Annotated in this window: 12 protein-coding genes; 10 read left to right on the forward strand and 2 right to left on the reverse strand. The window is 55.7% G+C overall.

Annotated features, from left to right (window positions below; all coding sequences use genetic code 11):
* Positions 1–161: 161 nt before the first annotated feature.
* Entirely contained in the window at positions 162–1,244 is a 1,083-nt protein-coding gene (locus BM299_RS11580; protein ID WP_165608287.1) for an amidohydrolase family protein, read from the reverse strand.
* A 512-nt stretch (positions 1,245–1,756) separates the two neighbouring features.
* On the opposite strand from BM299_RS11580, the gene panC reads away from it, so the two are divergent.
* The 8 genes from panC to bioB all read left to right on the forward strand — a co-directional run bounded on the left by panC (position 1,757) and on the right by bioB (position 9,554).
* Positions 1,757–2,602 (forward strand): pantoate--beta-alanine ligase, encoded by an 846-nt coding sequence (gene panC, locus BM299_RS11585; protein WP_092484277.1) that lies wholly within the window; start codon positions 1,757–1,759, stop codon positions 2,600–2,602.
* A gap of 4 nt (positions 2,603–2,606) precedes the next feature.
* Positions 2,607–2,987, forward strand: coding sequence for an aspartate 1-decarboxylase (gene panD / locus BM299_RS11590; RefSeq protein ID WP_092484280.1), 381 nt, complete (start codon positions 2,607–2,609; stop codon positions 2,985–2,987).
* A gap of 131 nt (positions 2,988–3,118) precedes the next feature.
* A complete protein-coding gene (gene nadA, locus BM299_RS11595) occupies positions 3,119–4,042 on the forward strand; it encodes a quinolinate synthase NadA (RefSeq protein WP_245779746.1) in 924 nt (307 codons plus the stop codon).
* Between the two features lie 15 nt (positions 4,043–4,057).
* On the forward strand, positions 4,058–5,641 hold the full coding sequence (gene nadB / locus BM299_RS11600; RefSeq protein WP_092484283.1) for an L-aspartate oxidase: 1,584 nt from the start codon (positions 4,058–4,060) through the stop codon (positions 5,639–5,641).
* Between the two features lie 30 nt (positions 5,642–5,671).
* The gene (gene nadC, locus BM299_RS11605) at positions 5,672–6,541 is read left to right on the forward strand and encodes a carboxylating nicotinate-nucleotide diphosphorylase (RefSeq protein ID WP_092484286.1); all 870 of its coding nucleotides are present in this window, start codon (positions 5,672–5,674) and stop codon (positions 6,539–6,541) included.
* Between the two features lie 74 nt (positions 6,542–6,615).
* Positions 6,616–7,587, forward strand: a complete 972-nt coding sequence (locus tag BM299_RS11610; RefSeq protein WP_092484288.1) for a biotin--[acetyl-CoA-carboxylase] ligase — start codon at positions 6,616–6,618, stop codon at positions 7,585–7,587.
* A gap of 147 nt (positions 7,588–7,734) precedes the next feature.
* Complete coding sequence (locus BM299_RS11615; protein ID WP_092484291.1) at positions 7,735–8,313, forward strand: biotin transporter BioY; 579 nt, start codon at positions 7,735–7,737, stop codon at positions 8,311–8,313.
* A 251-nt stretch (positions 8,314–8,564) separates the two neighbouring features.
* Positions 8,565–9,554 (forward strand): biotin synthase BioB, encoded by a 990-nt coding sequence (gene bioB / locus BM299_RS11620; protein ID WP_245779747.1) that lies wholly within the window; start codon positions 8,565–8,567, stop codon positions 9,552–9,554.
* Positions 9,555–9,556: 2 nt separating this feature from the next.
* Here bioB and BM299_RS11625 read toward each other — a convergent pair whose 3' ends face one another.
* Positions 9,557–10,291 carry a geranylgeranylglyceryl/heptaprenylglyceryl phosphate synthase gene (locus BM299_RS11625; protein ID WP_131820639.1) on the reverse strand — a complete coding sequence of 245 codons (735 nt, stop codon included), beginning with the start codon at positions 10,289–10,291 and terminating at the stop codon, positions 9,557–9,559.
* A 217-nt stretch (positions 10,292–10,508) separates the two neighbouring features.
* Between BM299_RS11625 and BM299_RS11630 the strand changes: the two genes are divergently transcribed.
* Together BM299_RS11630 and dusB are read left to right on the forward strand one after the other, a co-directional pair.
* Entirely contained in the window at positions 10,509–11,276 is a 768-nt protein-coding gene (locus tag BM299_RS11630; protein WP_092484297.1) for a type III pantothenate kinase, read from the forward strand.
* Positions 11,277–11,310: 34 nt separating this feature from the next.
* A complete protein-coding gene (gene dusB / locus BM299_RS11635; RefSeq protein WP_092484300.1) occupies positions 11,311–12,324 on the forward strand; it encodes a tRNA dihydrouridine synthase DusB in 1,014 nt (337 codons plus the stop codon).
* Positions 12,325–12,434: the final 110 nt, after the last annotated feature.

Raw genomic sequence — 12,434 nt, forward strand, 5'->3', positions numbered from 1 at the left:
AATTGTGCACCTCACTTGGTTTTCGGTAGTTTTGTCCTTATTACTACCTAATACGACAAGTGACGGTGCATTTCCTATTTATGGTTGCCTAAAGTTTTAACTTTTCGAACAGACTCTTACAGAATAAAAAATATGTTTTAAATAAATTGTTAACGTTATTATTAAGGTACGATAACATACTGCACATTTCGCAAAGCATCGATTTCCTGCAATGGGTCGCCTTTCAGCGCTATCAACGCGGCGGGGCGGCCCGGCTCGATGCGGCCCCAATCAAGGCCCAGGATGCGGGCACCGTTGACGGTGGCGCACTGCAGTATTTGTGCCGGTGACAGCCCGGCTTGCCGGTACAGCGCCATTTCTTCCAGGTATCCGTACCCGTGGCGGACCCCGGCGGCGCCGGCGTCTGTGCCCACTCCCAAGGTGACCCCCAGGGCGACGGCTTCATTGATCATGGCCAACTGCCGGTCTACGGTTTTTTCTATAACGTAGGGCTGTGCCAGGTCCGTACCGTTCCCCGCCCGGTTATGCAATTGGGCGGCCACCGGGATCACGGTGGGGACCCAGGCGATGCCCTTTTCGGCCATCAGCTCCAGGGTATTCCGGGTTAAAAAGTAGCCGTGCTCCACGGTGTCCACGCCGGCCCGCACGGCCATGGCCACGGCCGCGTCCGAACTGGCATGCGCCATTACGGGCAATCCCCGGTTGTGCGCCCCCTTTACCAGGGTTGCCAGTTCCCCGGCTGTGTACTGCAGTGCCCCCACCCGACCGTAATCGGTGAAACTGACCACGCCTGAAACGATAACTTTTACCTGGTTGACACCGTGCCTGACCAAATTATCCAGGGCGCTGTCCAGTTCACCCGCGGTAATGCCCCGTCCCAGGAAGGACCCGTATTTTCCGGGCTTGCGCAGGGCGAACCCCGCGGCGCGCACTACGGGACCGGCCATGGCCCCCCCGGTCACCAAATTCCGAAAGCGAAGCGCGATGCCCGCGCGGTCGCCCCCGTCCCGCACCGCCAGTATGCCATGGCGGAGGGTGTCCTGCAGCGCGTTTTGCACCTGGGATGTTATTTCCCCCGGGGTGTCCCAGCGCCGCCGGGCCGCCGCGAAATCCACGCCGTCCAGGGCCAGGTGCACATGACAGTCCACAGGCGGCGCTAATGCCGTTAAACCGGTCCAGTCCAGCACAACGGTTTCCCGGGTAGGGCCGGGGAAGGTGAATTGCGTATCGCCTTCTTTGGCCACGGCTGCTATCCGCCCCTCTGATAGGTACAAGGTCCGGTGGCGAGTTGACCAGCCGGGCGAATCACACAGTGAATCATATAATAGAAGGTTTGTTTCAATAATATAATTTTTATCAGTACTCAAATAAACCGGTTGCATATGTAAACTTTATCACCGGTCGCCTGGATGATCAAACAGATTTTTACTTTATTGAAAATTTTAAAAACAATTGCCCTGTTTGTAATGATATGATAAAATTGGTGGCACAGGGCGGTATCTGCTTTGCGGAACCGTACCGTAATCACTTGATCCGGTTAATTAAAGTGAGTGTTCGAAAAGATTTGGTGCCGGGTGTTGAAAGTTGAAAGTCTTTGATTTTCAACTTTCAACACCCGGCACCAGTTGCGCGGGCTTTTTTGAACAACATCTTGAAAAGAACCGCTTGGAGCCGGGAAGGACCGAGACGGGTTTAATGGGGGAAATATGCCCTCCGGACTTGTCCGGGGGGTTTTATTATTTAGGGGGTAGTTGATATGCAAATTTGCCGTACTGTTGAGGAAATAAGGACTTTTGTGCGCCAGGCCCGGGCGGACGGGAAAATTGTGGGTCTCGTGCCCACCATGGGTTATTTTCACGAGGGGCATCTGACTCTGATGCGCGAAGCCAAAAAATCGTGCGATGCAGTGGTTGTCTCGCTGTATGTTAACCCCCTGCAGTTTGGCCCCAAGGAAGATTTGGCGCAATATCCCCGGGATTTCGACCGGGACTGTGCCATGGCCTGGGAAGTAGGGGTAGATGCGATTTTCTCTCCCGCCGATGAAGAAATGTATCCCGCGGGTTTCAGCACTTTTGTGGAGGTAACCGGAATTACCGAAAAACTTTGCGGGTTGTCGCGGCCGGGCCATTTTCGCGGGGTGGCCACCGTGGTGACCAAGCTGTTCAATATAGTCCGGCCGGACAGGGCTTTTTTCGGCCAGAAAGACGCCCAGCAGGCCATGGTTATTGAAAGAATGGTGACGGATCTGAACATGGGGCCGGAAATTGTTCTGGTGCCCATCGTGCGTGAAGATGACGGGCTGGCCATGAGTTCCCGCAATGTGTATTTAAATGATGAGCAGCGTCGTGCGGCGCCGGTTCTTTACCGGAGCTTGTGCGCCTTCCGGGAGGCCGTGGCCCGGGGCGAACGGGATGTGCAGGAATTGCGCGGGCAAATTGTGCAAATGATTGCGTCGACCCCCGGCGCGGAAATGGACTACGTGGAAATATTGTCGGTGCCGGACCTGGAACAGCTGGATAAAGTGCGGGGCAAGTGTATTGCCGCCCTGGCGGTGCGGTTCGGCCGGACCAGATTGATTGACAACATTATTGTGGAGGTTTAGATTTATGTTTTTAACTATGTTTAAGTCCAAGATTCATCGCGCGACAGTTACTCAGGCCGATCTGAACTACGTGGGCAGCATTACCATCGACGAAACCCTGATGAAGGCGGCCGACATTTTGCCCAACGAAAAGGTACAGGTGGTAAACAACAATAACGGGGCCCGGTTGGAAACCTATGTCATACCAGGTCCCCGGGACTCCGGGGTCATCTGCCTCAACGGGGCCGCCGCCCGGCTGGTACAGCCCGGGGATACTGTAATAATCATTACTTACGCTGCAATGGACCGTGATGAAGCGCGCAACCACAAGCCGACAGTGGTTTTGGTTGATGAGCAAAACAAAATTTCTCGGATTATCGAGGAGAAGCACGGCGAAACGGCTTAATTTAGCGGCTGACGCCTGTTTTCCTCAAATATTTTGTTGGCTCGAAAGAAATTTGCGTGTATAATATTTGGGTAATTAATTTTATTTTCAAAAATTAAAATCGGCGTTAATTTAACTAAGGAGTGATTCAAGTGCCCGACGCTGCCGGTATCAAACAACTGACGGACAAAATAATACAGCTCAAGCAACAACGTAACGCGATTATTTTAAGCCATGTTTACCAGCGGCCCGAAGTTCAGGAAATTGCCGACTTTGTAGGTGATTCCCTGGAACTTTCCCGCAAGGCGGCCGGCACCGACGCCGATGTAATTGTTTTTTGCGGCGTTCATTTCATGGCTGAAAGCGCAGCCATCCTGTCACCTGAAAAAACAGTGCTGTTGCCCGAAGAAGACGCCGGGTGCCCCATGGCGGACATGGTTACCGCGCAGGACCTGCGGGCCCGCAAAGCTGAAACGCCGGGCGCGGTGGTGGTTTGCTACGTTAACACCTCGGCCGAGGTCAAAGCAGAGTGTGACATTGCCTGCACGTCGGCAAACGCCGTTAAGGTGGTGGGTTCGCTGCCGGCTGATCGACCGGTTATTTTTGTGCCGGACCGGAACCTGGGTCATTATATATCCAGCCGGACCGGACGGGAAATGATTTTATGGGAAGGTTATTGCAATACCCATCACCGGCTGACCCGGGATGAAGTGCGGAAAGTGCAGTCGGAACACCCGGATGCTTTATTGCTGGTACACCCTGAATGCCGCCCGGAAGTAGTGGAACTGGCGGATCACGTGGCCAGCACCACCGGCATGTTGCGGTTTGCCCGGGAAAGCGAGGCCGGGGAATTTATTATTGCCACCGAAAAGGGTATTTTACACCAGTTTGCCAAGCAATGTCCCGGTAAAAAGTTTTACCCGGCATCGAATAAGTTGATTTGTCCGAATATGAAGGCGACCACTCTGGAAAAGGTGCTCCGGTCCCTGGAGACGCTGGAACCGCGGGTGACCGTTCCCGAAGACATCAGGGAGCGTGCCTTGAATTGCCTGGAAAGGATGCTGGCGGTACAGTAACGGAGGTTTTTGCCAGTGGCTGATCATTATATTATGAACTTCAATACCCGGGACCTGCCCGGGTATAACTCTGATTTCATTATCCTGGGCAGCGGCATCGCCGGGTTTTTTACCGCCATTTTGGCCGGCAGGCTGGGGGCCGGCGTTACCGTGCTCACTAAGCAAACCATTTTGGACAGCAATACGGACAAGGCCCAGGGCGGCATCGCCGCGGCCATGGATACCGAGGACTCGCCGGAATTGCATTACCAGGATACGCTGCGGGCCGGCGCCGGGCTCTGCGACCGGGGAGCGGTGCGCATCCTGGTGAACGAGGGGCCGCGCCGGGTGCTGCAGCTGATGGATATGGGTGCCCGCTTCGACGTGGAGGGCGGACGCCTGGCCCTGACCCGGGAGGGGGCGCACAGCTGCCGGCGTATTCTGCACGCCAGCGGCGACGCCACCGGCGCCGAAATTCAGCGGGTTTTGAACAAACAGGCCCTGGCAGAAAAGAATATCGAAGTGCTGGAGCAGCACTTTGCCGTGGACCTGCTGGTACGGGATAATGTTTGTTACGGGGTCCTGGCATATGATTATAAAAACGACACTCTTAAGGTTTATCGCAGCCGGGCGGTCATTTTGGCCACCGGCGGAGTGGGGCAGCTGTACGCACACAGCACCAACCCCGAGGTGGCTACCGGGGACGGCATTGCCATGGCTTACCGGGCCGGTGCCGAAGTCATGGACATGGAATTCCTCCAGTTCCACCCCACCGTCCTGAACTTGCCCGGTGCGCCTCGTTTTCTTATTTCCGAGGCTGTGCGGGGCGAGGGTGCGTACCTGCGCAACGGGCGTGGGGAGCGGTTTATGCCGCGTTATCACGAGCTGGCGGAACTGGCGCCCCGGGACATTGTGGTGCGGGCCATTCTGGAAGAAATGCAGCACGACCCGCAAGGCGGCGTGTTCTTGGATCTGTCCCACTTGGACACTGAACTGGTGCTGCACCGGTTTCCCAATATCAACCGCACCTGCAAGGGTTACGGACTGGACATCACCCGGGACATGATCCCGGTGGCCCCGGCCGCCCATTATATGATGGGCGGTGTAAAAACCAATTATTTCGGGGAAACAACTATTGAGCGGCTTTATGCCTGCGGTGAAGCGGCCTGCCAGGGTGTGCACGGGGCCAACCGTCTGGCCAGCAATTCCTTGCTGGACGGCCTGGTTTTCGGCGGGAGAATAGTGGAGCGCACCGCCGGCCTCTGGCGGGAGAAGATGGAGACCCGGGTTGACTTTGCCGCTGAACTTCCTTATATGAATGAACCGTTGGACTGCCTGGCGCTGCAGGAGGAACTCCAGGCACTGATGAGCCGGTATGCCGGGCCGCTGCGTGACCGGCAAGGGCTGGAAAAAGTGCTTTCTTATTTGAGCGAATTGTCCGATATGGAAAATACGGCGGCCCAAACTCCGCGGCAAGCCGAAATGCGTAACCGGCTCATGGTCTCCCGCCTGGTGGCCGAAACGGCGTTAATGCGCACCGAGAGCCGGGGCGGTCATTTTCGCAGGGATTACCCCAGGCCGCGCAAGAGCTGGCTTAAGCATATCATTTTGCGTAAGTGAGGACCGATTAATGTTGGGAGAAGAGAGCCTATGGAGATTAATGAACGGGCTTTGCATGAACTGATTGACCGTTGTTTGGCCGAGGATATCGGGCCGGGCGACCTCACAACGAACAGTATCGTTCCGCACCGGATGCAAGTTACCGGTTTTATTAAGGCCAAGCAGGACGGAGTGGTGGCCGGCTTACCCGTAGCCCGGGCTGTTTTTCATCGTTTGGATCCCGAGTTGGAGTTTTTGTCGCAGGTGAACGAGGGGGCGCGGGTCAGAGCAGGCGAGGTGCTGGGGCGGCTGTGCGGTCGCGCCCGAACCATACTTACCGGTGAACGGCTGGCCTTGAATTTTTTGCAACGCTTATCCGGGATTGCTACCGTTACTGCTAACCTGGTGGAACTGGTGCGCGACTATCCGGCGCGTATCGTAGATACGCGTAAAACCACTCCCGGGCTGCGCCTGTTGGAAAAATACGCCGTGCGGGTGGGGGGCGGCCACAATCACCGCCTGGGCCTGTATGACGCTGTGCTCATCAAGGACAACCACATCCGGGTGGCCGGCGGCATTGCCAACGCAGTCAGGCGAGCTAGGGCGTCAATCCCGCATACGGCTAAAATAGAAGTGGAAACCGAGGACCTGGCCGGCGTGGCCCAAGCCCTGGAGGCGGGGGCTGATATTATTATGTTGGATAATATGGACCCGGAAACAATGGCCGTCGCCGTACGGCAGGTAAACGGCCGGGCGCTGCTTGAGGCCTCGGGCGGCATTAGCGCCCAAACCATCAGAGCGGTGGCGGCCACCGGGGTGGATATAATTTCGGTGGGTGCGCTGACCCATTCCGCCCCGGCGCTGGACATCAGCCTTGACGTAGGGCAACTCAAGCCCATGCCCGGGGTCATTGAAACGTAAACTCTGCCAGGTTTGTTGGTTGACAATCTTGCCGGTAAATTTTAAAATTAACTTGGCCGTATGGAGTGGCTGGCATGAAAGACAAGATATTGAATATCTTAAAAGAAAGCAATGACTGGGTATCCGGCGAGTTGTTATGCCGGGAGTTGGGGGTATCCCGCACCGCTGTGTGGAAGCATATTCGCGGTTTGCGGAAGGGTGGCTACGATATCGAAGCGCGGGCCAATCTCGGCTACCGCTTGCGTGAAGTGCCCGATATACCTTTTCCCGGCGAGGTGGCCTCCGGATTGGCCACTGCCGTTATGGGCACGCGAATCGAATACTTTGCTGAACTACCGTCCACAAACGGGGAGGCCAAGAGGCTGGCCCGGGAGGGAGTCCCTGAAGGTACGGTGGTGGTGGCCGAAAGCCAAAGCGGCGGCAAGGGCCGGATGGGCCGGTGCTGGTTTTCGCCCCGGGGAAAGGGCTTGTGGTTTTCCACTGTGCTGCGGCCGCCGGTCAACCCGGTGGAAACTCCCCGGGTGACGATGGTGCTGGCCGTGGCCATAGCAACGGCGGTTCGCAAGCATACCGGTGTGCCGGCGGATATCAAGTGGCCCAACGACATTCTGGTGCAGGGAAAGAAGGTCTGCGGCATTCTGGTGGAATTAAATGCCGAAATGGACCGGGTTAATTTCCTGGTTGCCGGCATCGGGCTTAATGTAAATATCGACCGGAAGGATTTCCCCCTTGACGTGGCAGACATAGCCACTTCATTAAAGCTGGAGGCGGGGCGTTACATACCCCGGGTGCCGCTGTTGCGGGCTTTGCTGGAATCAATTGATAAATGGTACCGGTGCTGGCTGAGCGACGGCTTTGCCCCTGTACTGGGAAAGTGGCGCGAATTATGTATAACCCTTGATTGTCCCGTAACAGTACATACCATGCAGGGCAGTTATGACGGCCATGCTATTGATGTGGACGAAAAAGGGATGCTGCTGGTGCGTACGCGGGACGGTTCTGTACAGCGACTGGTGGCCGGGGAGGTGTCGTTACGTAAAAAATAGCTTTTTTGGGGGAAAATGGTTAACTTGGTTTGTGGAACGGGTTAACGATTGAGCTTAAAATTAACATATATATGGCTATCTATATATATGGTTAATTTAGTTATTTTAAAGAAGTTAAAGTCTGACCCTCTGAAAGGAGTGCTTGGATTGGGTAAATTAACTCCCAAGGATTTGGTGCTGGTAGCGTTGTTTGCCGCCCTGGCCGTGGTGGCGGCGTTGTTGTTCCGTTTCTTTGGCGGTATGATCGTACCTTTCAGCTTGATGCCCTTTGTGGCGCTGCTGGCCGGTGGCTTGCTGGGCGCCCGGCTGGGAGCGTTAAGTATGGGTGTTTACGTGCTGATGGGGTTGATGGGTATACCGGTCTTTGAAAAACCCCCCTTTGGGGGTCCCGCTTACGTACTTTCACCCACCTTTGGATTTTTGCTGGGCTTTATCGCTGCCGCCTTTGTTGTCGGCCTCGTTCTGAAGGGTAAGCGTGACGCAGGCCCCGTGCGCCTGTCCCTGGCCATGCTGTCCGGCATTGTGGTGATTTACGCCGTGGGGCTGCCTTATTTATATGGCATCCTTAATTTTTACATGGGCAAGTCAATTGATATTTCCGGATTGTTGATGATCGGGTTTGTACCGTTCATTGGTTTTGACTTTCTGAAAGCGCTTGTGGCCGGAACGCTGGTGCGCATGGTGGGGATGCGCCTGCCGGAATTCAAGGAGCAGCAGGCCCGTTAAAAAGGCCACCCGAAAGAAGCAAAATATGTCTTTTGCAAGGCCGCGCCACTACCGATTCGGTGGCGCGGCGTTTTTGGGTTGAAAGGGTAAGCATTGAAGCTTTGGTGCCAGGTGTTGAAAGTTGAGAAATCTTTGATTTTCAACTTTCAACACCTGGCACCTATCAACAAGGCGGCGAATGCTTTGAGGAGCGGAGCGACTAGCGCGGATTTCGCGCGGACTTTTCGAACAACCTCTTTTAGAATGACGGAATGGAGTTGAAAAAAATGCGGGTCATGCTGAATGAACTGGAAGCGAAAATATTGCAAGGGTATGAAATAACTGAACAGGAAGCTTATCGGTTGGGGGAACTGCCCGGCTCATATATATTTGACCTGCTGGCGACAAGCGGAAGGGTGACCAGGTTATACGGCGGCCGGCGGGTGGAACTTTGCTCTATCGTAAACGCCCGTTCAGGCCTTTGCAGCGAAGATTGCGCGTTTTGTGCCCAGTCGGCGCATCACCGGACCAATATTCAAACTTACCCGCTGTTGCCGGCGGAGGACGTTTTACGCCAGGCCGCGAAAATGGAAGAGGCGGGGGTGAAAAGGTTTTCCCTGGTGACCAGCGGTAGAGGCATCGGCCGGCGCGACCTGGAAAAGGTGCTGGAAACTGTGCGCCTTTTGCGCCGGGAGACAAATCTGCATATTTGCGCTTCCCTGGGGATTATCGGGGAGTCCGAGGCCAAAATGCTGGTTGAAGCCGGGGTGGCAACTTACCATCATAATCTGGAGTCCGCTGCCGAATATTACCCCAGTATTTGCACCACCCATGATTACCGGGAGCGGGTGCAAACCATCAAGGCCGCCGTCCGGGCGGGATTGCGTGTTTGCGCCGGGGGTATTATGGGAATGGGTGAAACCATGGCCCACAGGGTGCAGTTGGCGCTGGAACTGCGTGAGCTGGGTATTGACTCGGTGCCGTTGAATTTTCTTAACCCCGTACCCGGAACACCGCTGGCACACCTTACGGCGCCGTCGCCGTTGGAAATGCTGCAGGTGGTCGCCATATTCCGGCTCGTCCTTCCCCGGGCGGTAATTCGCCTGTGCGGGGGCCGGAGGGAGGGCCTGCGCGGGACGCAGGCTATAGCGTTCACATCGGGCGTCAACGGTCTGATGGTGGGTGATTATCTGACCACCCGCGGCGGAGCGCTGGCCGAGGATATACAATTGCTACGCGACCTGGCACTGGAAATAGTTTAATATTAACGCCGGCCCGGGCTGCCCGTTGCTCGTACGGCTTTTACTATATCCCCAATGGCTGCGGGGTTGTCGTAAATAACATTGCCGACGATTACGGTGTCAGCCAGCCGGGACATGGCCAGCGCCCTGGTCTCCGAGTCTATGCCGCCTCCGTAAAACACATGGATGCTCTCCCTGCGCCGGGCCACGGCTTCAACCAGCGCAGGATCACCGAAAGTACCGCTGTATTCCAGATAAATTACGGGCAGTCCCAGAATTTTTTCGGCTATATCGCAATAAGCCGTAGCGTCCGGGGTTTTTACGCTGTTTACCCGGGTCATTATGCCGGCGGCACAAGCAGGGTTGCAAATCACATACCCTTCCGCCAGCGTCCTATCCCAGGGAATTCTGCCGGCGTAATGTTTTATGGCCCGGTGATGCAGGCCGGTAATCCATTTAACATCCCCCGCGTTGAGAACAACGGGTAGAAAATAAGCATCCACGTTTTGCGCCACCACGCCCGGAACAGTTATTTCGTGCACCAGGGGGCCGGGGTAATTTGCTTCCCGGATCAGGTTGATCAATCCGTCCGTATTATCCGAGTTGATCCCCTGGGTGCCCCCCACTATTAGGGCGTCAAACCCGGCATCAATAATTGTTTGCAGGGTATTCTCACGCAGTTTTTTATCAGGATCAAGTTTGGCCGCTATGCGCCAGTTTTTCCAGTTCAGCCCGTTCCACATTTTCCTGTCACCCACATTTGTGCACCCTGCCGGGCGCCGGCAAAATCGCTTCAATTTCGCAAGGTAAATTATATTATAACCGGGTTGTCCTGTAAAACGGAAGTTATTGCGCGGGTTTTGTTGTTCTGATAAAATTGGCGTAGTGCAAAGGGGAGTTTTATTATAAGTTCCCGGCTGCGCAAGCCTTTGCGCTGATCAAACAGTTTAACGGAAGAAAAGAGGGGAACTGCCGGTGATACTGGTATTTGATGTGGGTAATACTAATATAGTGCTGGGTGTTTTCCGGGGGCGGGACCTGGTGCATAACTGGCGCCTGTCCACCGCCCGGCATCGTACCGCCGATGAATACGGCATGCTTTTGAAAAACTTGTTTGAAGCATCGAAATTGTCCATGGCCGAAATTCACGCCGGCGCATTATCTTCAGTAGTTCCGCCCATTAACCCGGTTCTGGAAAAGACCTGCCGGAAATATTTCGGCTTTACTCCGCTGACCGTGGGCCCGGGCACCAAAACCGGCATGCCCATTAAATACGAAAACCCGCGGGAAGTGGGAGCCGACCGGATTGTCAACGCGGTGGCGGCCTACGAACAATATGGCGGGCCGCTCATTATCGTGGACTTTGGCACAGCCACCACATTTTGCGCCATTTCCGGCAAGGGAGAGTACCTTGGCGGGGCCATCGCCCCCGGAATCGGTATCTCCACCGAGGCGCTGTTTGCCCGGGCGGCCAAACTTCCCCGGGTGGAGCTGGTGAAACCCCCTTCCGTAATCGGCAAAAATACCGTGAACAGCATGCAGTCCGGGATTGTGTACGGTTTTGCAGGACAGGTTAACGAGGTTGTAAGGCGGATGAAAAAGGAAATGGCCGGCATCCCCAGGGTTATTGCCACCGGCGGGCTGGCCGAACTGATTGCCGGGGAAACGCCCATCATTGACCGGGTAGATAAATATCTTACCTTAAACGGATTGCGGATCATATATGAACGCAACAGCCATTAATTTTTTAAGCGTACTGTAAAAGGATGGAGTAAACATGTCCAGTCTACCACCGAATACCGACCGTCGGCTGCCGGCGGCCTTTCATATTGGCGGGGTGACGATAGCCAACCCGGTGGTGGCGGCGCCCATGGCGGGGGTAACCGACCGCGCTTTTCGGATTTTAGCCCGCGAACACGGTTGCGGCCTGGTTTGTACGGAAATGATCAGCGACCAGGCCCTTATTTACGGCAATCCTAAAACCAATATTTTGCTGGACTGCCGTGGGGAAAAGGGGCCCATCAGCATGCAAATATTCGGCAGCAGCGTGGAATACATGGCCCGGGCAGCGGAGATTGTGGCCGGGCGGGGCGCGGACATTATAGACATCAATATGGGCTGCCCCACCCCCAAAATAGTCAAAAACGGCGAGGGGGCCGCTCTGATGCGCGACCCGGAACGGGCGGCCCGCATAGTGGCGGCGGTGGTGTCCCGGGTGGACTGCCCGGTAACGGTAAAGATGCGCAAGGGGTGGGATGAGGATTCAGTCAACGCCGTGGAACTGGCCCGCCTGATGGTGCAAGCCGGTGCGGCGGCGGTGACGGTGCACGGACGCACCCGGTCGCAGTTTTACAGCGGCGTCGCCGATTGGGAAATTATCAGGCAGGTAAAGGAAACCGTGGACGTACCGGTGATCGGCAACGGTGACATAGGCACCCCGAGGGACGCCGCGCGGATGCTGCGGGTTACGGGGTGTGACGGGGTGATGATCGGGCGGGCGGCGGCGGGGAACCCGTGGATTTTCAGCCGCACAGTGCATTACCTGGCCACCGGGGAAATATTGCCGCCCCCCACTTGGGAAGAGCGCCGGGAAACCGCCGTCCGGCATTACAAGCTGCTGGTGGAAACCAAGGGGGAAGACGTGGCCAACCGGGAGATGCGCAAGCACCTGGCCTGGTACACCAAAGGTTTGCGTGGTGCCGCCCGCTTGCGGGCGCGAGTCAACCAGGGCTGCAGTTACCGGTTTTTTACGGAGGAATTTTGGGAGATGCTGCAAGAAGAGCAAGACTAGACGCGCCGCCTGCTAAAGGCGGCTTTTTGCATGCTTGCTGTTTTTTAAAGTAGAATAGGCTTTGACTTATTTGGGAACTGCTGTTAAAATAGTGCTGTACACAATATTGT

It is taken from the genome of Desulfoscipio geothermicus DSM 3669 (assembly GCF_900115975.1).
Classification (GTDB): domain Bacteria; phylum Bacillota; class Desulfotomaculia; order Desulfotomaculales; family Desulfallaceae; genus Desulfoscipio; species Desulfoscipio geothermicus.

Excerpts from the sequence above, each read along its gene's own strand:
- BM299_RS11610 (WP_092484288.1), top strand. The coding sequence starts at position 6,616 with ATGAAAGACAAGATATTGAATATCTTAAAAGAAAGCAATGACTGGGTA.
- dusB (WP_092484300.1), top strand. The coding sequence starts at position 11,311 with ATGTCCAGTCTACCACCGAATACCGACCGTCGGCTGCCGGCGGCCTTT.
- bioB (WP_245779747.1), top strand. The coding sequence starts at position 8,565 with ATGGAGTTGAAAAAAATGCGGGTCATGCTGAATGAACTGGAAGCGAAA.
- panC (WP_092484277.1), top strand. The coding sequence starts at position 1,757 with ATGCAAATTTGCCGTACTGTTGAGGAAATAAGGACTTTTGTGCGCCAG.
- panD (WP_092484280.1), top strand. The coding sequence starts at position 2,607 with ATGTTTTTAACTATGTTTAAGTCCAAGATTCATCGCGCGACAGTTACT.
- nadC (WP_092484286.1), top strand. The coding sequence starts at position 5,672 with ATGGAGATTAATGAACGGGCTTTGCATGAACTGATTGACCGTTGTTTG.